The organism is Actinoplanes aureus, assembly GCF_015704865.1.
GTDB classification, from domain to species: Bacteria; Actinomycetota; Actinomycetes; order Mycobacteriales; family Micromonosporaceae; genus Actinoplanes; species Actinoplanes aureus.
Window position 1 is genome coordinate 1 of sequence record NZ_JADQTO010000021.1, and the last position, 21,871, is coordinate 21,871.

Here is a 21,871-nt window from a genome sequence, read left to right on the forward strand (position 1 = left end):
GGTGATGAGCGTGATCCAGGCGCACGATCTCGGCCAGCACGTGTGCATCACCTTGATCCGATTTCGCCCCGGAGACGGAATGCCGTTCGCGGTAGCGCGCCACGGACAGCGGGTTGATCGCGAACACGTGATAGCCGGCCACCAGCAATGCCTGTACCCACGGACCGTGGTCCGTCTCGATGCCAACCCGTACCCGGGCCGCGGCCTGGACCGGGTCGAGATCACTCCACTCGGCGGGCATGTGCTCAGCGATCAACGCATGCAGCCGGGCGATGCCGTCGAGTCCTTCCGGCAACCGCTTACGAACCAGCCGCTTGCCGTGCTCGTCGACCAGCTCGACATCATGGTGATCTTCGGCCCAGTCGTCTCCCAGGAACAACACTGCACCCTCCTCCCCGATGGACACATCCCGTCGAGTCGGCAGCGCGGAAGAGACCCCAGCGATCTAATGGTCAAGTGCTCACCACGCACGCAGCCGGGGCACGTCATCCCATCAGTTGTCCAGTCTCCTCACGACCGGCAGGCGCACAGTCTGCCGCAAGGCCTTCAAGGCCCGATCCGAAGAGTGCTGACCCACCGGCCGCTACCGGAGCCATCCTGCATCAGCAGGCTGACAGAACCCATTGAGCCTTTTTCATCCTGCGTAGCGGGTGGCTTCGACGTGGTGCAGGACGAGGATGGCCTGCACGATCGCGGTGGCCCGGCGTGGGCAGCAGCGCAGCTTGGCCAGGATCTTCCAGGTCTTGAGCGTGGCGACCGCGCGCTCACCGCGGGCGCGGATCTTCGCGTGCGCCCGGTTGACCGCCCGCTGCCGGCGTGACAACTTCGGCCGGAATCGCCGCCGCTTAACGGTGTGCGCACGCTGCCGCCGGCACCTTGGTAGCCCTTGTCCGCGAAGGTCATCACGTCGGCGCTGGTCAGCGCGTCGATGATGCCGTGGGTACGGGCGGCGGTCAGGTCGTGCGTCGAGCCGGGCAGAGCGGCCGAGGCCCAGACGAGACGTCCGGTCGCGTCGGCGATGACCTGCACGTTGACGCCGTGACGGCGGTGCTTGCCGGAGTAGTACGGTCTTTGGCCGGCGACCCGGTCGATCGGGATCAGCGTGCCGTCCAGGATTGCGTACGCCAGCTGCCGGATGCGCCGCATCGCGCTGTCGAGGTCGTCGGCGACCGCGCTGAGCAGGGCGATCACTTCCTGGACGTAGCGCCAGGCGGTCGCTATCCCGATCTCGAAGCCAGCGGCGAGGCGGGTGTAGGTGTCGCCGTTGCGCAAGTGGGCCAGGGCGAGCAGGGCCTGCCGACCCGGGTTCAGTCGCCTCCATCGGGATTTGCGCTGCTGGCGGTGGCCGCGGATGCGATCGGCGAGGTGGTTCAGGGTCCGGCTGGACAACGAGATCGTGGCAGGGTAGGACAGCATGGCGAGGCTCCCGGTCGGGGCATCGGGTTTTGGTCGATTTGCTGTCCTACCTGGAGCCTCGCCCTCATCGATCACCGACCCGGTCGACCCCCCGCTGACCTGCAAGATCAGGTTGGAAAAGGCTCATTAGATCCGGATGCGTGCCGAGTTCAAAAGTGCCATAGCCGCCTCTTCCTCCGGCACTAGCAGGACTACTTCAGCGCAGGAAGATCGTGGTCTGGACCTCGGGCAGCGTGCGTCACGAGCGCAATCAGCGGCAGAAGTGCGCACATCATTCGTACTGCGGATCATTTATTCGGTGTCGTGTCAGGTGCGGCAGGGATTTTGTCACCCTTCGTGAAATACTTACCGAGGTCAGGAAAATCGAGCGGCTTCTCGCCGACGATCGTCTGAAATATCGGCGTCCGCACCATCTCCCGAGCGACGGGCGGCCACCCTTCGTCGTCCGGATCCGGAAAACGATCGCCCACGCGCAAGGCATGGTCAACAGCCCCAGCCATCTGGTCGGCCACGATGAGCGCGCGATCGAGGTCCTCCCCAGCGAGGTCTACAGGTTTCCGCGCGAAAATGTACGGCCTGAGTTCCGGCCTCTGGAAAAGCATGGCCAGGCCGGCGTCGTAACGCTCATTAGCGTGGTGCAGTGCGTCATATCTGCTGTACAAGTTGGAGATGTGTATCTGCCGCTGTAGCTTTCTTGTTTGCGACGATGCGTAGTAAATCGCGAAAATCACCCCAGCCAGGCTGATTATCTGGGCGACATCTTTGATCAGTGTCATGGCCATCCAATTATCGCTGCTAGAGAGCAGCGACGATATCGCCCGCCGTCAACCCGGCGATCGAATAGTGATCAACGAAGGTCGCACTCATCTCGGCTAGATCCGGTCGCAGCCAGGATCAGCTGATTACTGAAGGCGACCGCCAGAGGTGCTGCGATCGCGGCGGTTGCAGGTTAGCGTTTACGCCATTCCCGACGGTCGACCAGGGGACGCGCCAGAGCTGGCCGGTTCGCCGCACCGATATCGCTCAACGCCCTGCGCATGATCTCTTCCGCGTCCTCAGACAGTTCCTGGGCACCCAGCATCGGCAGCATCAGCAGCAGCCGCTGCGCCCAGGTCTGCCGCTTGTCCGGCAGCGCCGCCGCGGCGAGCAGCTCCGCCCAGGTCATCGCAGAGGTAAACCCATGGCCCTCGACGGAGGCGACCACCTCCGCCGCCCGGCCAGGCCGCTCCTGCACGAAGTCCAGCGCCCGCTCGTCCTCGTACTTCCGGTACACGATCCGCAGCCATTCTTGTGCGCCCAGCCGCACCGAGACGACCGGCCAGCGATCCAGGTCGTTAAGGACGGTCCACAGGGCGTTGCGGTCGTTGGCCGACACCTCGAACGCGGCCTCCGCCGCCGGGTAGGCACTCAGCGGGTCCGACAGGTAGTGCACCCAGAATGCCGGCAGCCGCACCAGGGCATCCGCGGCGTACACGATCGCGTCCCGCTTGACCTCATAGTCAGGCGGAATCGGGACGGTGTAACCGGGAATCGTGAACGCAGGTCCGACGGTCAGCGACATAGCCGCATTCAACACGACACCGGATCGGGGTCGTCCGTGCCCGGACGTGCATCGACGCCCCGAAGTCACCACTCGCCGGGCACGAGGTGTCGGGCCCACGCAGCGACGAGCCACACGACAAGTACCTCGTGGAATAGCCCGGCGCCGAATTCGTCGCCGCTTTCGTGCGTAGTATCGCCGTGCCCGCGTTGGCAAGGACGGCATTGAGTCTTCTGGCCTGGCCTACGCACTACTTTCGCCATGAGCGAGTTTCGCCACCTTGTCAGGTGGCAACGCTCTGTCACGGCCACGTCGTCGGCGAGTGGTCGCGCCTGCGGCCGGGTGCGGGCCCCCGCTAACGGCGGAGCGCCGATGGGTTCCCTGGGCTCGGTGTCTGGTTGCGGGAACGTCAAAAACGCGTCACACCGGGCGCATTGATATGGTCCGGCTCAGCGGGCGTGGGCCGCGCGGTCCCCGCGAACCAGCGCGATCCCGAACGCCACACTGGCCACCGAGAACAGCACGATCGGCGGCGATGGCAGTAGCGCCCCTGCCAGTCCGAGCATCACCACGGAGGCGACCAAGCCGATCAGGACCGCGGGCCGAGCCTGTCCCGCGGACGACGCGAGCCGCCCGACGTACAGAAGCAGCACCCCGACCGCCACGATCGCCACTCCCATCGCCAGGCTGATGCCCTGAATCACTTCGTAGCTGGTCCGCGAGATCCCGCCGAGTTCCATGACGTGGTCCCGGAGCACAGCGTCGACACGCTCCCCGTCAAGCTCCGGGGACAGCCGCATCGCGATGTCCAAGAGGCTGTGTCCCGCCCCGCAGACGATCCACGACCAGGCTCCGATGCGGGACGCGAGGGTTAACTGCATGGCGAGGCTCCGTAACTGCCGGCGACAATACAGGTGTAGTAAACACTACGGGTGTAGCATCCAGCTACATGAGCACCCGTGACCCCGATCGCAAGCAGTCCCTGACCGACGCCGCCTTCGGCATCGTCGGCGAGAAGGGCCTGCGGGCGCTCACCCACCGGGCCGCCGACGAGGCCGCCGGCCTACCCGCCGGCACGTGCAGCTACCACTACCCCACCCGCCAGGCGCTTCTGGCTGCGGTCCTGCACCGGATCGCCGACCTCGACCGGGCCGATCTCGACGCGGCGCTCGCCGGTCGCACGGTCACCGACTTCGACGCCGCCGCCCTGGTCGAAGACGGCACCCAGATGCTCGCCCACTGGCTCGGTCCCGCCCGAGCCCGCAGCCGGGCCAGAATGCTGCTGATGCTCGACCCGCAGACCCGCGCACTGACCACGGCAACCACCGCGGCGATCGCCGCCGACTTGGAAACCCTGGCCACCGCCGTCTTCGGTGACCCCGAACACGGCAGCATGCTGATGGCACTCGTCGACGGCATCCTCGTCGACGAACTCACCCACGGCCGCGAGCCCGTCGACACCGAACGGCTCCGCGCCCGGTTCAGTGCGATCGTCGGGCTGGCCCTCCGCCCGGCGCCCTGACCAGCGCACCGTCGTCCCAACCTCATCGCCGGACCAGGGCCATCAGGGTCCGCGGCAACGTGCAGCCGCCTCGGGCGGGTAGCTACGGTGCGTCATTGCCCTTCGGGTGGCGGGCACGGCCGGCACCCTCGACGAGCACGGGTGCTTCACGGGCGCGGAGCGGCGGAGTCTGAGGACGTTTCCGGCACGGTGTCGGATCTGCCGCAGGTCGTTCGTAGAACTGGGTGAGGGCAGTCGTTTTCTCCTCCCGAGACAAGGGAGTCGTGAGACGGCCCGATACTTGACCTGGTTCGATCGACCATCGAGAGGTAACGGCATGGCCAAGCTCATCTACGTGACGAACGTATCGATTGACGGCTACATCGAGGACGAACGCGGCGCCTTCGACTGGCGCCCCATGGACGACGAGTTGTTCGCGCTCTACACCGACATCCTGCGGCCTGTGGGCACGTTTCTCTACGGGCGGCGCCTCTACGAGGCGATGGCCGTCTGGGAGACCGACGCCGCTCTGGCCGCGCAGTCCGACCTCACGGCCGACTTCGCGAGCGCCTGGCAGGCGGCGAGCAAGGTTGTCTACTCCACGACCCTCGCCACGGTGTCAACTGCCGACACCCGACTCGAACGCCGTTTCGACCCCGCCGCGGTACACGAGCTGAAGGCCACGGCCAGCAGCGATCTCACCGTAGGAGGTGCGAACCTCGCGGCGCAGGCTTTCAAGGCCGGGCTGGTCGACGAGTGCCAGCTGTTCATCTGGCCCGTTGCCGTCGGCGGGGGCAAACCAGGGCTGCCGACCGGCATGCGCACCGACCTTGAGCTCCTCGATGAGCGCCGATTCCGAAACGGCGTCGTAAACCTCCGCTACCGCCCTCTCAAACAATGACCGACAACCCTGAGGCACCCGCTCATCGGCAAAGGTGTCTCGGCACTGCTAACTGACGCGCCGACGGTTCAGCGTCCACTCGGCCAGGTACGCGGTCGGGGCGATCGTCAGCCGGTATGGCACTCGTACCACCGAACTTGGCAGGTGCGGGTGCCGTTCCTCGAGAGCAACGCGGGCCCGGAGATGTTCTTTGGACATGACCCGGGGCTCCTCGGCGCGAAAGTCGATGGCGATGAGGTGCTTGACACTTTTGTAGCCGTACTGGCTCGGCGACACGAGCCGCAGGGGAGCACCGTGCCGCTCGTCGAGGGGAGCCCCGTTGAGATGGGTCGCCAGGAGCACGTTGTCGGCGATGGCGTCCTCCCAGAGAAGGGCGGCCTTGCGGCGATCGCCCGCTCGGGCCACCAGGTAGGGCGTCGGTGCGTCGACTATCCCGACCGAGGCGAGGACCTCTCGCAGCGGCACGCCGGTCCATACCAGCCCGGTGACCGACCACGTCGTGACGCAGTGGAAGTCGGCCGTACATTCGCGGGGGCCGAGCGCCTGCAGGTCAGCGGCACCGAGAGTGGCGACCAGCTCGCCCTGGTTCCTGATCTCCAGCTTGGGCTCGATCGGCATGGTGGGCGGCGGGATGTGGGGCAGGTCGGTGAACCGGGGCATCTCTGTCATGAGGCGTTGCCCCGGCGGCAGTCCAGCGGCACGCCGCGGCCAGTAACGCATCATGCAGCACCCCCTCGGTCAATGGCGCCGACGTGTCCGGCCGGATGACGGTACAACGTCATACCTCGGGCCTTGGAGGGACATGTCCTTGACGGTGGTGACGAGATCAGGGCGTCGCCGTGGCTGGGCTGCGCCAGAGGTACGCGTTAGGGGGTAACGGGAGAGGTCACCTATGAGTTTTTCGGCTACGCCCAAGCGACCCGGGTGATGACCAGCAGGAGCGCTATCTCGATCAGGGTCCCGACGATGTAGTAGACCCAGCTCTCACCGATGAGCGTGGCCGCCACGGTCACCACGTAGATCAGGCGGACGACGATGTTGGCGATCCGGTTGACCCGCGCCCGGGCGAGCAGCGAGACGACGACCATCAACGCCGCGACCACGATGTACAGCGTCGTGAGTACGAGGAACGTCTGGTCGATCGCGAATCCGGTGCCGGACACCTCGCCGGCGAGTGTCAACCAGGTCGCTCGTTCGGTTCACGATCGTCTCCTTCTGGTGCCCGTACCGTTGCTGGGTCCTCAGTCTCAGCCGGATCGCCGGCCGGGCGCCCGAGTCCTCTGGCCGACGCTTCCCTGGCCCATCGGCCAGGGAAGCGGCTGGTCTCGCGGCGGGGTTCCGGCATACGCCGGATCGCTACTGTCGCAATCGTGTCGAACGCTGCGACGACGTTGCGGGTCGCGGTGCGGCGCCCGTTGCCGTACACCTGGCGCGACTGGGCTCGCTGCGCTGGTGCTCACCGTTCTCGTGTTTGATGTGGCCTTCCGAGACCTGGCCTGGCGACCGGTAGCCGCCGCGTTCGGATGTGGTCTGGCGCTCGCGGTCCTGGTCCGGCGGGCCTATCCGCTGCCCGCGGTGGTGTTCGCCCTTCGGAGGGTTCGCGGTCCTGGACGTCGCCACGTTCGTCGTGGGCACCGAACCCGTGGTTCTGCACAGCGGATGGGTGGTGCTCGTGCTGGCCTACTCGCTTCCGCGTTGGCGTGCCGGCCGCGATGTGGCCATCGGGATGGCGGTCATGGCGGTGGGACTGACCGCCATTGTCAGCGTCGACTTTCCCGGGATCGCCGAGACAACCGCCGGGATCGCCCTGGTGCTGTTGGCCGCTGCCCTCGGGGCGTCCGTGCGCTACCGGAGCATCGCCCGCGAACAGCTGATCGTGCAGGCCAAGCTTCAGGAACGCGAACAGCTGGCTCGGGAGTTGCACGACACCGTAGCTCACCACGTCTCCGCGATCGCGATCCAAGCGCAGGCCGGCTTGTTCCTTGCCCGGTCATCGTCGCTGAGCGGAGCGACGGAGGCCATCGAAACGATCAACCGCGAGGCGGCCCGGGCGCTCGCGGAGATGCGCACGATGGTCAGCGCACTGCGCGACCGCCGGCAGCAGCCGCCTCTGATTCCCCAGCGTTGGCTCGCCGACATCGAAGGTCTCGCCGCCGACAGCACGAGGCGCTGCGCATCGGCGTCGAGCTGCGCGGTGACCTGACGAATCTGCCGCCGGCCGTCGAGGGTCCCCTCTACCGCGTAACGCAGGAATCGATCACCAACGCCCAGCAGGCGACCCGAGTCAGGGTCGAGGTGACCGGCAGCGCTACCGATGTCCAGCTGACGGTCAGCGACGACGGCGCCCGCATCGCGCCTGCTGCGGATCCCTCCGGATTTGGGTGTTCGACATCGGATGCCCGTCCTGGGCGGCATCGAGGCCACCCGTCTGCTCGCCGGACCGGAAATCTCCCATCCGGTCCGCCGTCGTCGTGATCACCACGTTCGCCACCAGCGGCCCGGCCACCCCACCGGCCCAGCCGGTCGACGCACTGACCGACCGGGAGGAAGACGTGCTGGGTAGGGTCGCGCTGGGCAGGACCAACGCCGAGACCGCGCGGGAACTGCACATCAGCATGAGTACGGTCAAGTTCCATCTCACCGGTGTCATGACCAAGCTCGGGGCCCGGAACCGCGTCGAACTGGCCATGTGGGCCTACCAGACCAACCGCGTTACGTGATGCCCGTCCCAGGTGTGTCAGTCGACGCGTCGCAGATCCGAGGCGCGTCCGGGTGCATGAAGCGCCTTCCGTACGTGGGCCGCCCCGGATACACGCCGCAACGACGCGAGGCGGCGGCGCCGTGGCGGACCGGCGGCCAGGTTCGCCGCCGCCAGGAGAAGGCCGAGGCAGAAGACCGCGACCCACAGCGCGTCCGACCCGAACCGGCTGGCCACCAGCCCGCCGACGGTCGGGCCGACGAACATCGCGGCGGTCAAGCCGAAACCGAAGACCCCCTGGTACCGGCCGCGAGCCTCGGGTGGGGCGAGCTGGACGGTCAGGGCGGAGTTCGCCACCGTCATCAGCATCTCGCCGACGGTCCAGACGGCGACGGTCAACGCGTACGCCCACAGCGTGTCAGCCACGGCGACCAGCCCGAACCCCGCCCCGGCGATGACGACCGAGGCGGCCAGCACGTGTTCGTGACGCCGGCGATCCGTCAGCCTGAGCAGGAAGAGCTGGCCGACCACGATCAACACCATGTTGACCACGATGACCTGCCCGTACGACGTCACGTCCAGGCCATCGGCGACGAGCGCGGCTGGCAGCATCTTGTTGGTTTCGATCATCGTCCAGCCGAGCATGGCGAGCCCGACGAAGGTCATGAAGATCCGGTCCCGGACGACGATGCCGAGCCCGACCGACCTGGTCGTCGTCGCCGTAGCAGTGGCAGGGCGTGTCTCAGGCACCTTCAGCGCCAGCAACAGGGTCGAGCACATCAGCACACCGGCGTTCGCTGCGAACAGCAGCGCCGGTTCCATCTTGACCAGCACGCCAGCGAGCAGCGCCGCCGCGCCCGAGCCGAGGTTGAACGCCCAGTAGTTCAGGTTCAGAGCCCGGCCCCGGTCCTCCTCGGCGACGACATCGATGATTGACGCGGTGAACGCCGGACGGACGATGCCGAGGAACAGGCCGAGCAACAACGCCAGGGCCAGAATGGCCATCTGGTCGGTGACCCAGCCGAAGGCCAACATCGTGATCGCCGCCGGGATGCCCGCTCCGAGCATCGCCGGACGTCGGCCCCATCGATCGGCGATGATCCCGCCAGGCAGCGCTCCGAGCGCCGTACCGATTCCACCGAGGCCGATGACCAGTCCGGCGTACGCGGCATCGAAGTGCCGCACCGATAGCAGGTAGACACCGAGGTAGAGCTGCGCCACGGCCCCGGTCCGGTTGATCAGGGAAGCAGTCCATAGGTACCAGAACGTTGCCGGCAGCCCGCCCGCGGTCTGGCGCAACCATCGACTCATGCCCGCACGCGGCCCGAGAGCAGGAAAAACACGCTTGGCTCCTTTGGCCTTTCAAGGGTTGGCGTCTGGGACGCTACTGCCGGCCGCGATCAAGGTCCTGATCCACTTCTGGCAAACTGGACCAATGCTGGAGATCCCCGGCCCGGGGTTCGCCTCCGTTCTGGGCGGGTGGCGGCAGGCACCGGGCCCGCTCGTCAACGCACTCGCCCTCGCCATCCGCTATGCCGTCATCGACGGGCGCATCCCGGTCGGCACTCGCCTACCCTCGGAACGTTCCCTGGCCGCTGCCCTCCAGGTCAGCCGTGGCACGGTGGTGACCGCACTGGCAACGCTGCGGGACACCGGTTGGCTGCGCACCCGGCACGGCAGCGGCAGCACTATCCAGCTGCCACCAGAAGTCACCGACCGCACCGCGCCGTGGTCGGTGGACCACGGCGACGGACTGGACCTCACCCGCGCGGTGCCCGCCGCCCCGCACGTCGCCTACCTGGAGGCATCCCGGCGGGCCGTGCAACGCTCGGCAACCCTGCTGGTGGACGCCGCCGAGCCAGACGCAGGCTTGCCGCAGCTGCGCGAACTACTGGCCGACCGGTACACCCGCGAGGGCCTGCCGACCCGCTCGGACCAGATCCTGATCACCGCCGGCGCCCGGGCCGCCCTGACCCTGCTGGTAGATCACCTACACGACCGCACGCGCCCGTACCTGGTGGAGAGCCCCACCTACCACGGCGCGCTCGGCATCCTGCGGCGACGCCGCGCCAGGCTCGCGGCTGTGCCCGTCACCTCCGACGGCTGGGACGCCGCCCGCCTGTCCCGCATGGTGGAGGCAGCACGACCGGCATTGGCCTACCTGACGCCCGACTTCCACAACCCGACCGGCGCCCTCATGCCGCCCGGCCTGCGCACGAGGGTGGCCGACCTGGCTGCCCGCCACAACATGACGGTCATCGCCGACGAAACGCTGCGGGACCTCGACCTGCGCGTCCCGGCCGAGCCCATCGCGCACCTGGCCGGACCCGGGATCATCGCCATCGGTTCCACCAGCAAGCTCGTGTGGGGCGGCCTGCGCGTCGGCTGGCTGCGCGCCGACGCATCACGCATCCGCGAACTCCGGCTCAACCCGCTTCAAGCACGGCTGTCACCGCCACCGCTGGAGCAACTCATCGCCTGCGAACTACTCAGCGACCCGCGCGACCTGCTCCGCGACCGCCGTGACCGACTCCGCGCCCAACGCGACCACCTCGCCGCCCTGCTCGACGGCGCCGGTGACTGGAGCTTCACCCTCCCACCGGGAGGCCTGTGCCTATGGCTGCGGCTGCACGACATCGACGCCACGGCGCTTGCCACCCGCGCCGCGGGCCGGGGCGTGAAGCTGTCCGCCGGACCGGCGTTCTCGGCCGACCGTACGCTCACCCACTACCTGCGAATTCCTTTCACAGGCACCCCCGAGACCCTGACCCGGGCGGTCGACGCCCTGGCTTGAGCGGGCGAGCGTCGATCGCCCACTGTGACGGCCCGCGGGGGGGGTGGGGCGCATGCCGCGCGACAGGACAGTGAGCGAGAGGGCTTCCGTAGTCAGGGCCCCCAAGCGGTGACCTTGCTTGGCCCACGCTCAATGCTGTCTCAACGGCCGCCAGACAGCACCCACGTTGGGCCGTCATCGAACTGACAGTCCTCATCGGACTTTCCGTGGACTAGGCTTTGGCCGTGGTCGACGACGAGCCCTCCGTTCCGCACACCGCACGGATCTGGAACTACCTGCTCGGCGGCACGGACAACTTCGCCGTGGACCGGGCGGTTGCCGAGCAGGTCCTGGTCGGCCAGCCTGCTCTGGCCGAGAATGCCCGGCTCAGCCGCGCTTTTCTCACCCGTGTGGTGCGTTACCTGGCCGGCGAGGCCGGCATACGGCAGTTCCTCGACATCGGTGCCGGGCTGCCGACCGCCGACAACACGCACGAGGTCGCCCAGTCCGTGGCGCCGGACAGCCGCATCGTCTACGTCGACAACGACCCGCTGGTCCTCACCCACGGGGGCGCACTGCTGACCAGTCACCCGGACGGCGCCACGGCCTATGTCGACGCAAGCCTGTACGACATGGCGTACGTACTGCGCGAGGCGGCCCGCACGCTCGACTTCGATCAGCCGGTGGCGGTGCTGTTCATGGGCGTCCTCGGCCACGTGGAGGACGACGCCGTAGCGAAGAACCTGGTCCGCGCGGCGTTGGACGCGGTGCCGTCCGGCAGCTACCTGGCCATCTGCGACGGCACCGACATCACCCCCGAGGTCGTCGAGGCCGCCCGGATCTGGAACGAGTCCGCCGCGCTCCCCTACCACTTGCGCAGCCCAGCGCGCCTGGCCCAATTCTTCGAAGGGCTGGAACTGGTCGACCCGGGTCTGGTCCCGGTGACCAGATGGCACCCGGAAACCGGCCTGCACGAGATCGACCAGTACGGCGCCGTCGGCCGCAAGCCATAGCCAGAAACGTGACCGCCGAGGTGGCCGCAATCGTCAGCGTCTATCGACGGAGGCCGGCAGTCGAGCCAACCACCCGCGAAGCGAACAACTCTGGCGACATCTCATCGGGCTCGGCCACCGGCGCATCGGAGTGATCACGGGAGCGAAAGGCGGACTGCTGTGCGGCCGCGCCCGGCTCGACGGCTATCGGGCAACTCTCGAGGCCCTCGAGTCGCCACGGATGGAACTGGGCACGCGACTGGTCGAAAGGGGAAGCACAGCTCCTCCGCCACGCTCCTGAGCACGGGCGCGGCGATAGGTTGAAATCATGGATTACACGCGTCTGGGAAGCTCAGGTCTCAAGGTCAGCCGGATCGCGCTCGGGTGCATGAGTTTCGGCGAAGCCGGGCGGGGCGCCGACCGGTGGTCGCTTGACGACGAGGCCGCCGAGCCGATCTTCCGGCAGGCCGTCGAGCTCGGGATCACCTTCTGGGACACGGCGAACGTCTACAGCCTCGGCTCGTCGGAGGAGATCGTCGGACGGGCCATCCGCAAGTACGCCGACCGCGACAAGATCGTGCTCGCCAGCAAGGTCTTCTTCCCGGTCCACGACGGCCCGGGCGGCTCGGGCCTGTCCCGCAAGGCCATCCTGGAGAACATCGACGCGTCGCTGACCCGGCTCGGCACCGACTACGTCGACCTCTACCAGATTCACCGCTTCGACCCCGAGACTCCGGTCGAGGAGACCATGGAAGCGCTGCACGACGTGGTCCGTGCCGGCAAGGCCCGCTACCTCGGCGCTTCATCGATGTGGGCCTGGCAGTTCGCGAAGCTGCAGCACGCGGCCGACCTCGGCGGCTGGACCAGGTTCGTGTCCATGCAGAACCAGTACAACCTGCTCCAGCGCGAGGAGGAGCGGGAGATGTTCGGCCTGCTCGCCGACCAGGGCGTCGGATCCCTGCCGTGGAGTCCGCTGGCCAAGGGCCGCCTGGCCCGCCCCTGGGAGGACATGACCACCCGCCGCGCCGAGGTCGACCCGCTGCACGCCCGCTACGCCGTCGAGGAGAACCGCCCCGTCGTCGACGCGGTCCGCCAGATCGCCGAGGCCCGCGGTGTGCCGATGGCCCAGATCGCGCTCGCCTGGGTGTTGCGCAACCCGGTCGTCGACGCCCCGATCGTCGGCCCCACCAAACCCCACCACCTGGCCGACGCGGCGGCCGCCCTGCGGATCGAGTTGACCGGCGAGGAAGTCACCGCCCTCGAAGAGCACTACACGCCGCGGCTGCCCTCCGGATACTGACGGCCGGCCCTGGTGCGTCTCGTTACAGCGCGGTGCCGGTCTCCTCGGCCAGCGCCTTCAGCAGCGCATCCTGGAACACCTCGTCGTGCACGGCCTCGTGCGGTTGCCGGCGCTCCTGGTGGTACCAGTAGCCGCCGCTGGTCAGCGCCTCCGGATCGTCGCTGACGGCGAGCCACTCCTGTGTCCGGTGGCCGAGTTCGAGATCGTCGGGTGCGCCCGGTCCGCCCATCCTCGTCGGCACCCAGCCCGGGTCCACGGCGTTGCTCAGCACATCGGGCCGCACCCGGGCCACCGCCGCGGCGAGGGCCGTCAGGAACAGCTTGCTGTCGCTGTACGAACCGGCCCGATTCCCCAGCCAGTCGACTCCGGCGAGCGAGGCACGCCCGCCGAAGTGCGAGCCGCTGCTGAGGTAGACGAGGCGGCGCGGCGCGGGCAGCAGGGCGGTCAGCAGGTACGGCGCGATCACGTTGACCGGCATCACCGCCGGCCCGGTGTACACGCCGGCATTGTGGATGACCGCGTCGAGCGGTTCGGCGTCAGCCAGCTCGGCGGCGATGCGGCGCACCGCGTCGCGCTCGCTGAGATCGCCGATCACGAGTTGTGCCCCGCGGCCGGCCAGTGCGGTGAGACTGGCGGCCCGTTGGGGGTTCCGGGCGTGCACCACGACCTGGTGGCCCTGGGACAGCAGCGCCTCCGCTGCGTAGAGCCCGAGGCCGTCCGCGGAACCGGTCACCAGAATTCGACTCACCAAGCATCCCTCCCCCGCTGCCCGGATCGCGCTGTGCGTAGGTCAGTCCCGTTTGCTGTTGTTCAGCGCATGCCGCAATGTCGTGCAGCTGGCCCGGGAACCCGACATCGGAGCTGGAGCGGATACTCACGCCCGCGACGGCGTACCCCCAAGGGTTGAAGGCCTGGGCGATCGGCCCGGCGCTGTCCTTGCCGTTGTCTCTCATCTGGCGTGCTCCCATCGAGGGCGATGTTGATCCCCCGTGGGTGCACGATAAGGCGGCTCGCGGCGACGATCACATGCTGGCGATCAGCCGCTCCACCCGCTCGTCATGGGCGCGGAACGGGTCCTTGCACAGGACCGTACGCTGCGCCTGGTCGTTGAGCTTCAAATGCACCCAGTCGACGGTGAAGTCGCGCCGCTTCTCCTGCGCGTGCTTGATGAACTCGCCGCGCAACCGCGCCCGCGTGGTCTGCGGCGGCGTCTCCTTCGCCTCGAAGATCCGCAGATCGTCGGCGATCCGGTCGACCTGCCTGCGCTTCTCCATCAACGCATAGAGCCCGCGGCCGCGACGGATGTCGTGGTACGCCAGATCCAGCTGGGCGATTCGCGGGTGCGACATCGAGATGTCGTGCTTGGCCTGGTAGCGCTCGATCAGCTGGTACTTCGACACCCAGTCGATCTCGCGGGAGACCGTGTCGAGGTTGCCGGCCTCGACCGCGTTGAGGACGCGGCCCCACAGTTCGACGATGCGCTTGGCGCTCTGGTCACCGTTGCGCTCGACGAATTCGGCGGCCTTGGCGAGGTACTCCTGCTGGATCTCGAGGGCGCTCATCTCCTTGTTGTTCGCCAGCTGGATCTTGCGGCGGCCGGTGATGTCGTGGCTGATCTCGCGGATCGCGCGGATCGGGTTCTCCAGGACGAGGTCGCGCATCGCCACGCCGGCCTCGATCATGCGGAGAACGAGATCGGCGCTGCCGACCTTGAGGAACGTGGTGACCTCGTTCATGTTCGAGTCGCCGACGATCACGTGCAGGCGGCGATAGCGTTCGGCGTCGGCGTGCGGCTCGTCGCGGGTGTTGATGATCGGCCGGGATCGGGTGGTGGCGCTGGAGGTGCTCTCCCAGATGTGCTCGGCGCGCTGCGAGAGGCAGAAGACCGCGCCGCGCGGCGTCTGCAGCACCTTGCCGGCACCGCAGATCAGCTGCCGGGTGACCAGGAACGGGATGAGTACGTCGGCCAGCCGGCTGAACTCGCCGTGCCGGGACACCGAGTAGTTCTCGTGGCAGCCGTAGGAGTTGCCGGCCGAGTCGGTGTTGTTCTTGAACAGGAAGATCTGCCCCGCGATTCCCTCCTCGTGCAGACGGTTCTCCGCCTCGATCAGCAGCCCCTCCAGGATCCGCTCGCCGGCGCGCTCGTGAGCGACCAGGTCCGTCAGCGAGTCACACTCCGGGGTCGCGTACTCCGGGTGGGATCCGACATCGAGGTAGAGGCGGGCGCCGTTGCGCAGGAACACGTTGCTGCTGCGTCCCCAGGAGACCACTCGGCGGAACAGGTAGCGGGCCACCTCGTCCGGGGACAGCCGCCGCTGCCCCTGGTAGGTACACGTGATGCCGTACTCGGTTTCGAGGCCTAAGATTCGACGTTCCATGCCAGCTCCATCCACTCGCCGGTCAGCTGTCGGGAAGTCAGCGCCTAAGTCGGCGTCAGGGCGGCCATGGCGTCGTCGAGTACCTCGCCGAACGGCTTGCTCTGATCGCCGGCGATCCAGACGTTCTTGGCGGCGATGAGGCAGGACAATGCGGCGCCCGCGAGGGCCGCGGGGCGCGGATCGGCGGCTGATCGCCGATCGAGGCGCCGGCCGATGAACTCGGCGAGCTGATCCTGGATCCGCGAGATCCGCTCCAGCTCTCCGGCGCCGAGCGCGGGGTTGTCCTGGACGACCTTCTCCATCGCCAGTGCACGGGAGAGCTGGGTCTCGTCGGTGAAGTAGTCGACGACGACGTCGAACGCCTTGCGCAGCGATTCCCACACCGGTTCCTCGCCCGGGCGAGCGGCGAAGGCCTCGACGAGCCTCTCGGCCCAGACGTCGTGCTTGCCGAGGACGAGGTCTTCTTTCGAGGTGAAGTAGCGGAAGAACGTCCGCTTGGAGATGCCGGCGGCGGCGACCAGGTCCTCGATCGTGGTCTGCTCGTAGCCCTTGTCGGCGAACAGATCCTGCGCCAGCACGGCGAGCTCGGCGCGCATGGCGTTGCGAGCCCGTTCACGTACCGAGATCGGCTGGCGCGGCTGCATGGTCCAACGGTATCACCCAGGGGCGTAGCTGGCCCTTGGTAGCATTTGTGGCACTCAGTAGCGCGCCGTCAGCGGACCTCTTCCGACCGGTCGACTTCGCTCGCGGTAGCCACCTATTTGGCGCGGTACGCGCAGAGGCGGGCGACCTGGAACGTACGTTCCTCTCCGCCGAAGTGCGCCCAGGCCGGGGTGGAACCGAGGTACGGGCCGATCTCGTCGTGCACCGGCCGGGCGAGGCGATCGCGATCGGACAGGTAGTAGGCCAGCGCCTGCCAGTGCCGGCAGGTCATCGTGCGGCCCAGCGCCTGGCGGCCGCCGGCACGCCATTTCGCGATGCAGTCGTCCACCTCGCGCAGCACGGCGGGCGTCTTCATGTACTGCTGGCAGAGGGCGAACCGGCGGTTGAAGTCCTCGACGCTCTCGCTGCCCCAGATGTGCTCGCGCAGCAGGTACTGGAAGTGTGCGAACAGCGGCAGCATCGCGGCGGTGGACCCGGCGGGCGCGTTCGCGGCGGCGGTACGCGCCACGGTGAACATCTGCTCGTGCGTACCGTGCCACTTCGCGCAGTAGAAGGTGGTCGCGGTCAGGTGCAGGTCGAAGCTGTGCGGGTCGCGGCGCAGCCCTTCGGCGTACGCGGCGGCGAACTGGCCCTGCACCCCTCGGAAGCCGGAGAGCATGGTGCCCAGCAGGGTGTTCCACGGCCCCGGGGCGCTGGGAGCCAGTTCGATGGCGCGGCGCGCGGCCTGGGCAGCCGATCCCGAATAGTCGGCGAACCCCTGGAACTGATCCTCGGTGGTGCGATCGGCTGACCTCGAGCCGCGGGCCTTCCCGGCGGCCGCGGCCAGGCGTTCGGCTTCGATCGCCCAGGCGGCCGGATCTTCCGGAAGCGCGGTCAGCCAGCTCCGCAGCCAGGTGTCGTCGTCGGTCGCCGCATCGCCCAGGACGACGACCCTGCGGACCTGGATCTCCCGGCTCGTCGGGGCGGCGAGCAGGCTCCGCGCCGCGGACCAGTCACCGGCGACCGCGCGGTCACGGGCGCCGCGCAGTTCCAGGTCGTCTTGAGCGAGATCACGGTCGATGGGCTTCGGTGCGGGCTGATCGCGGCGAAAGAGACGTCCGAACACCCGCAGATGGTATCGATCATCGAATCCGGGGTGTACGCGCGACGCCGGCGACGGCAGGATGGTCAACGTCGAAGGGATGCCGCCATGAGTCCTTTGTCCGTACGCCTCGGGTCAGCGGCGACCGTCCTCGGTCTCATCGTCGCGGGGTTGGGAGTGGGACCGTCGCCGGCATCGGGCCACGAGCGCGATCGCGGCTACTCGGCCCTGATCCGCCGGGCCTCCTACGGCGTTCCGCACATCACCGCCCGCGACTTCGCCAGTCTCGGCTTCGGCATCGGGTACGTGCAGGCCGAGGACAACATCTGCGTCATCGCCGAGAAAGTGGTGACGGCCAATGCCGAGCGGTCCCGGTGGTTCGGGGCGGCCGGGCCGGGCGACGCCAACGTACGCAGCGATCTGTTCTTCCGTAAGGCGATCGACGACGGCACCGTCGAGCGGCTGCTCGACGGCCGCCGCGACGGCGTGCGGTCACCGTCTGACGACGTCCGCGACCAGATCCGCGGCTTCGTCGCCGGGTACAACCATCACCTGCGCCGCACCGGTGTGCCGAATCTGAGCGACCCGGCATGCCGCGGCAAGCCCTGGGTGCGTCCGCTGACCGAGATGGACATCTGGCGTACGTCGTGGGCCAGCATGGTCCGGGCCGGCTCGCGCGCGCTGCTCGACGGGATCGTCGCCGCGGCGCCACCGGCAGGTGCCGGGCCCGCGGGCGCCGGCGACGCGGCCGGCGCCGCCGCGGTGGTCGCCGCCCGGGACGGGGCCGGCGCCGGGATCGGCAGCAATGCCTACGGTCTCGGAGCGCGGGCCACCACGGGCGGCGGGATGGTGCTGGCCAACCCGCACTTCCCGTGGCAGGGTGCCGAACGCTTCTACCGGATGCACCTGAAGGTGCCCGGTCGCTACGACGTGGAGGGCGCGGCGCTGATCGGGGACCCGATCGTCGAGATCGGGCACAACCGCACGCTCGCCTGGAGTCACACCGTCTCCACCGCGCGCCGGTTCGTGTGGCACCGCCTGAGCCTCGTGCCGGGTGACCCCACCTCCTACTACGTCGACGGCCGGCCCGAGAAGATGCGCGCGCGTACGGTCACGGTGCAGGCAGGCGGGACCGTCGCGGTCAGCCGGACCCTGTACGACACCCGCTTCGGCCCGGTGGTCGTGGTGCCGGGCACCTTCGACTGGACGCCGACCACCGCGTACGCCATCACCGACGTCAACGCGGGCAACAACCGCGCCTTCGACGGGTGGTTGCGGATGGGCCAGGCCAAGGACGTCCGTCAGCTCAAGGCGGTGCTCGACCGGTACCAGTTCTTGCCGTGGGTCAACGTGATCGCGGCCGACTCGCGCGGCGAGGCCATGTACGGGGACCACTCGGTCGTTCCCCGGGTGACCCATGCGCTCGCGGCCGCGTGCATCCCCGCATCGTTCCAGCCGCTCTACGCCGCCAGCGGCCAGGCCGTCCTGGACGGCTCGCGGTCGGACTGTGCGCTGGGCGCGGACCCGGACGCCGCCGTGCCCGGCATTCTCGGCCCGGCCAACCTGCCGGTACGGTTCCGCGACGACTACGTCACCAACTCCAACGACAGCCACTGGCTGGCCAGTCCGGCCGCGCCGCTGGAAGGCTTCCCGCGGATCCTCGGCAACGAACGCACCGAGCGCAGCCTGCGTACCCGGCTCGGGCTCGACCAGATCCAGCAGCGCCTCGCCGGCACGGACGACCTTCCCGGCCGGGGCTTCACCACCGGCAGGCTCTGGCACACCGTGTTCGGCAACCGGGTGTACGGCGCTGAGCTGGTACGCGACGACCTGGTCGCCCTCTGCCGGGCCCAGCCCACCGCGACCGCCTCGAACGGCGCGACCGTCGAGCTCGCCGCGGCCTGCACGGCGCTGGCCCGCTGGGACCTGCGTGTCGACCTGGACAGCCGTGGCGCGCACGTGTTCACCGAGTTCGCCCTCGCGGGCGGGATCAGGTTCGCCGACACCTTCGACGTCGCCGATCCGGTGCACACCCCGCGCCGGCTCGACACCGCGGATCCACGGGTACGCACCGCGCTCGCGGACGCCGTGCAGCGGCTCGCCGGCATCCGGCTCGACGCGAAGCTGGGCGACATCCACACCGACAGCCGCGGCGAGCGGCGCATCCCGATCCACGGCGGCCGCGGTGAGGCCGGCGTCTTCAACGTGATCACCAACCCGCTCGTGCCGGGTGTGGGCTATCCGAAGGTGGTGCACGGTACGTCGTACGTCATGGCCGTCGAGCTCGGCCCGCACGGCCCGGCGGGCCGGCAGATCCTGACCTACTCGCAGTCGACCGACCCAAACTCACCCTGGTACGCCGATCAGACCCGGCTCTACTCGCGGAAGGGCTGGGACACCATCAAGTACACCGAGGCCCAGATCGCGGCCGACCCGAACCTGCGCACGTACCGCGTGAGTCAGCAGCGAGGCTGAGCCTGCCGGCCAGCGGAAGGAGGAGCGGCAGTCGAACTACCTGCGTGTAATTGGCACCGTACTAGTGACCTTGGCCGCCGGGGTGGGATAGGCAGGAGCAATGATCGCCGACAACACCCCCGCGCCCTCGCCGCATCAGCCGCATCAGCCGCACGAAACGGTCAAGGGTGCGCTCCAGACCCCGGACGGGCACTGGCGGGTTGAGGTTGTCCGGCGTGGCCGTAGCGACTTCTTCCGGCTCATCAACGGCGACAACGTGATCGACGGCTTGGCGATCACGACCCTGCAACGGCTTCTCGCCGAGGCCGGTGTCGACATGGCCGACCTCGTCCCGGCCGACGACATGGGCCCGAACCAGCACGCCGGCGCCGCTTGAGTGGCGGCTACAGGGTCTTCGCTGATGTCGGTGGAGGCGTGGTCAGGCTCTGGAAGCATGGCCGCAGCAGGTCGATGATCTGCTCGGGTGAGGCGTCCGCGAGGTGTGTCAGGCGCAGCAGGTACCGCTCGGCTATCACGCCGTGAATGATCGCGCTGAGCAGGCTCGCGCGCAGGTCGGCGTCGGGCGTCGGTATCGCCGCGGTGAGTTGGTTGAGCTGGGGTTCCCCGGCGGTCCGGTAACGGTCGGCGGCGTCGGCGTTCGTGAGCATCGAGCGCAGCACCGCCAGCGAGCCCGCGGGCTCGCCGGTCAGCCGCCGGCCCAGCGACGCGAGTAGCGCTTCGGCCACCTCGCCCGAGGTACCGCCGGGCAACTCGTCGGCGGGCACCTCGACGGCTTGGGCGAAGAGCAGGTCCTTGCTGCCGAAGTAGTGCATGACCAGACCGGCGTCGACACCGGCAGCCGACGCCACGGCCCGGATCGTGGTCCGGTCGTAGCCGAGCTCGGCGAAGAGCCTGCGCGCCGCGTCGAGGATGCGCTCCTCGGTCTGGCGGCGCTGCTGCGCCCGGGTAGGGCGGGCGTTCGATCCGGTCACCCGTTCATTCTACGGTCGTTGACCGACGGTGCTCAGCCCTCTACGCTCAACAAGCGTTGAACGAATGGAGATGGCCATGACCGCCACGTCCCGCGAAGTCGTCGAGCAGATCCTGCGCGCGAGCCGCGAGCAGGACACCGAAACGTTCGTCAGCCTGTTCGCGCCGGACGGCTACATCGAATGGCCGTACCGACCTGCGGACATCCCCGGCCGCGTGCAGGGCCGCGACCAGATCCGCGAGTTCCTCACCGCGCAGGCCAACGGCCTCGTCAAGGTCGACGAGCACCGCAACACGGTGATCTACGAAACCACCGACCCGCAGGTGGTGATCGTCGAGTACGAGGCACACGGCACCGTGATCCCCACCGGCGCGCCCTTGCACCAGACGATCATCGCCGTTCTGCGGATCAGGGACGGCCTGGTCGTCTCGTACCGCGACTACCTCAACCCCTTGGTCCTGGCCGAAGCCCTGGCCAGCGATTAAGACAGCGGACTGCGGGTGATGATGAGGCAACCAACGCTGTTCCTGACAGTGGGACTCCCCTGCACCGGAAAGACCACTGCCGCGCGGCGCATCGAGATCGAGCACGAAGCCCTGCGTCTCACGAAGGACGAGTGGGTGAAGGCTCTCTACGGGCACGAGAATCCGCCAAGGGCTGGGGACGTGATCGAAGGACGGCTCATCCAGATCGGGCTGCGCGCCCTAGAACTCGGCAACAACGTCGTGATCGACTACGGCCTCTGGAGCCGAGACGAGCGCTCCGCACTACGCCAGGCAGCAGCCGACGTAGGCGCGACGGTGGAGATGCGCTACTTCGAGCTCACCCCGGCCGAGCAACGAAGACGGCTTGACCAGCGGCAAGCCGAAGCCCCACACACGACCTGGCCCATGTCCGACCAGGAACTCGCCGCGTGGGCCGCCACCATCGAGATCCCCACGCCAGGCGAACTCGACGGCAGCGAACCCATCGATGACCCACCGGCCGACTTCGCGACATGGGACGAGTGGCGCGGACACCGCTGGCCGCCATCGGTCTCCTGACGCCCGCCGACCAGCCAAACCCCTCTCGGCCTCTGCCCGCCGCCTAGAGAACCTTCGCGGTCAGGGCCTTGTCCGGCCCAACGTGGGTGCTGTCTGGCGGCCGTTGAGACAGCATTGAGCGTGGGCCAAGCAAGATCACC

The 21,871-nt window shown here is 68.4% G+C and carries 23 protein-coding genes and 1 pseudogene; 11 read left to right on the forward strand and 13 right to left on the reverse strand.

Features of this window, described 5'->3' with window-relative positions; all coding sequences use genetic code 11:
- From I4J89_RS34025 to I4J89_RS34045, 5 genes and pseudogenes are all read right to left on the reverse strand, one after another.
- A partial coding sequence (locus tag I4J89_RS34025) for an IS110 family transposase (RefSeq protein WP_196418390.1) occupies positions 1-382 on the reverse strand: 382 nt, incomplete at its 3' end.
- Between the two features lie 252 nt (positions 383-634).
- Positions 635-1,416: pseudogene (locus tag I4J89_RS34030) on the reverse strand (transposase family protein).
- A 287-nt stretch (positions 1,417-1,703) separates the two neighbouring features.
- A complete protein-coding gene (locus tag I4J89_RS34035; RefSeq protein ID WP_196418258.1) occupies positions 1,704-2,198 on the reverse strand; it encodes a hypothetical protein in 495 nt (164 codons plus the stop codon).
- A gap of 167 nt (positions 2,199-2,365) precedes the next feature.
- The gene (locus I4J89_RS34040) at positions 2,366-2,977 is read right to left on the reverse strand and encodes a hypothetical protein (protein ID WP_196418259.1); all 612 of its coding nucleotides are present in this window, start codon (positions 2,975-2,977) and stop codon (positions 2,366-2,368) included.
- A 428-nt stretch (positions 2,978-3,405) separates the two neighbouring features.
- Positions 3,406-3,837, reverse strand: coding sequence for an LIC_13387 family protein (locus tag I4J89_RS34045; protein ID WP_196418260.1), 432 nt, complete (start codon positions 3,835-3,837; stop codon positions 3,406-3,408).
- A gap of 68 nt (positions 3,838-3,905) precedes the next feature.
- On the opposite strand from I4J89_RS34045, the gene I4J89_RS34050 reads away from it, so the two are divergent.
- Together I4J89_RS34050 and I4J89_RS34055 are read left to right on the forward strand one after the other, a co-directional pair.
- Positions 3,906-4,478, forward strand: a complete 573-nt coding sequence (locus I4J89_RS34050) for a TetR/AcrR family transcriptional regulator (protein ID WP_196418261.1) — start codon at positions 3,906-3,908, stop codon at positions 4,476-4,478.
- 316 nt (positions 4,479-4,794) lie between these two features.
- Positions 4,795-5,358, forward strand: a complete 564-nt coding sequence (locus I4J89_RS34055) for a dihydrofolate reductase family protein (RefSeq protein WP_196418262.1) — start codon at positions 4,795-4,797, stop codon at positions 5,356-5,358.
- A 48-nt stretch (positions 5,359-5,406) separates the two neighbouring features.
- Here the strand turns inward: I4J89_RS34055 and I4J89_RS34060 are convergent, their stop codons facing one another.
- Both I4J89_RS34060 and I4J89_RS34065 read right to left on the reverse strand, forming a co-directional pair.
- Complete coding sequence (locus I4J89_RS34060) at positions 5,407-6,027, reverse strand: molybdopterin-dependent oxidoreductase (RefSeq protein WP_196418263.1); 621 nt, start codon at positions 6,025-6,027, stop codon at positions 5,407-5,409.
- 236 nt (positions 6,028-6,263) lie between these two features.
- Positions 6,264-6,539, reverse strand: coding sequence for a hypothetical protein (locus tag I4J89_RS34065; protein ID WP_196418264.1), 276 nt, complete (start codon positions 6,537-6,539; stop codon positions 6,264-6,266).
- Positions 6,540-7,021: 482 nt separating this feature from the next.
- Here I4J89_RS34065 and I4J89_RS34070 point away from each other — a divergent pair, with 482 nt between their 5' ends.
- Together I4J89_RS34070 and I4J89_RS34075 are read left to right on the forward strand one after the other, a co-directional pair.
- Positions 7,022-7,561, forward strand: coding sequence for a histidine kinase (locus I4J89_RS34070; protein ID WP_196418265.1), 540 nt, complete (start codon positions 7,022-7,024; stop codon positions 7,559-7,561).
- Positions 7,562-7,829: 268 nt separating this feature from the next.
- Entirely contained in the window at positions 7,830-8,078 is a 249-nt protein-coding gene (locus I4J89_RS34075) for a response regulator transcription factor (protein WP_309238580.1), read from the forward strand.
- A gap of 17 nt (positions 8,079-8,095) precedes the next feature.
- Here the strand turns inward: I4J89_RS34075 and I4J89_RS34080 are convergent, their stop codons facing one another.
- Entirely contained in the window at positions 8,096-9,367 is a 1,272-nt protein-coding gene (locus tag I4J89_RS34080) for an MFS transporter (protein WP_196418266.1), read from the reverse strand.
- 124 nt (positions 9,368-9,491) lie between these two features.
- Between I4J89_RS34080 and I4J89_RS34085 the strand changes: the two genes are divergently transcribed.
- The 3 genes from I4J89_RS34085 (at position 9,492) to I4J89_RS34095 (ending at position 13,121) form a co-directional block, all read left to right on the forward strand.
- Positions 9,492-10,850, forward strand: a complete 1,359-nt coding sequence (locus I4J89_RS34085) for an aminotransferase-like domain-containing protein (RefSeq protein WP_196418267.1) — start codon at positions 9,492-9,494, stop codon at positions 10,848-10,850.
- Between the two features lie 224 nt (positions 10,851-11,074).
- Entirely contained in the window at positions 11,075-11,842 is a 768-nt protein-coding gene (locus I4J89_RS34090) for an SAM-dependent methyltransferase (RefSeq protein WP_309238581.1), read from the forward strand.
- A 307-nt stretch (positions 11,843-12,149) separates the two neighbouring features.
- The gene (locus tag I4J89_RS34095) at positions 12,150-13,121 is read left to right on the forward strand and encodes an aldo/keto reductase (RefSeq protein WP_196418269.1); all 972 of its coding nucleotides are present in this window, start codon (positions 12,150-12,152) and stop codon (positions 13,119-13,121) included.
- Between the two features lie 22 nt (positions 13,122-13,143).
- On the opposite strand, the gene I4J89_RS34100 is transcribed toward I4J89_RS34095, so the two are convergent.
- The 4 genes from I4J89_RS34100 to I4J89_RS34115 form a co-directional block, all read right to left on the reverse strand.
- A complete protein-coding gene (locus I4J89_RS34100; protein ID WP_196418270.1) occupies positions 13,144-13,869 on the reverse strand; it encodes an SDR family NAD(P)-dependent oxidoreductase in 726 nt (241 codons plus the stop codon).
- Between the two features lie 274 nt (positions 13,870-14,143).
- Positions 14,144-15,499, reverse strand: a complete 1,356-nt coding sequence (pafA, locus tag I4J89_RS34105) for a Pup--protein ligase (protein WP_196418271.1) — start codon at positions 15,497-15,499, stop codon at positions 14,144-14,146.
- Between the two features lie 44 nt (positions 15,500-15,543).
- Positions 15,544-16,143, reverse strand: coding sequence for a TetR family transcriptional regulator (locus I4J89_RS34110; protein ID WP_196418272.1), 600 nt, complete (start codon positions 16,141-16,143; stop codon positions 15,544-15,546).
- Between the two features lie 113 nt (positions 16,144-16,256).
- Positions 16,257-17,267, reverse strand: a complete 1,011-nt coding sequence (locus tag I4J89_RS34115) for a DUF4034 domain-containing protein (RefSeq protein ID WP_196418273.1) — start codon at positions 17,265-17,267, stop codon at positions 16,257-16,259.
- 84 nt (positions 17,268-17,351) lie between these two features.
- Between I4J89_RS34115 and I4J89_RS34120 the strand changes: the two genes are divergently transcribed.
- Entirely contained in the window at positions 17,352-19,718 is a 2,367-nt protein-coding gene (locus I4J89_RS34120; protein WP_196418274.1) for an acylase, read from the forward strand.
- 100 nt (positions 19,719-19,818) lie between these two features.
- Entirely contained in the window at positions 19,819-20,094 is a 276-nt protein-coding gene (locus I4J89_RS34125; protein WP_196418275.1) for a hypothetical protein, read from the forward strand.
- Positions 20,095-20,101: 7 nt separating this feature from the next.
- On the opposite strand, the gene I4J89_RS51045 is transcribed toward I4J89_RS34125, so the two are convergent.
- The gene (locus I4J89_RS51045) at positions 20,102-20,689 is read right to left on the reverse strand and encodes a TetR/AcrR family transcriptional regulator (RefSeq protein ID WP_196418276.1); all 588 of its coding nucleotides are present in this window, start codon (positions 20,687-20,689) and stop codon (positions 20,102-20,104) included.
- 76 nt (positions 20,690-20,765) lie between these two features.
- Between I4J89_RS51045 and I4J89_RS34135 the strand changes: the two genes are divergently transcribed.
- Positions 20,766-21,173: a nuclear transport factor 2 family protein gene (locus I4J89_RS34135; RefSeq protein ID WP_196418277.1), complete on the forward strand. Its 408-nt coding sequence runs from the start codon at positions 20,766-20,768 to the stop codon at positions 21,171-21,173.
- Positions 21,174-21,191: 18 nt separating this feature from the next.
- A complete protein-coding gene (locus I4J89_RS34140) occupies positions 21,192-21,731 on the forward strand; it encodes an ATP-binding protein (RefSeq protein WP_196418391.1) in 540 nt (179 codons plus the stop codon).
- Positions 21,732-21,871 lie beyond the last annotated feature (140 nt).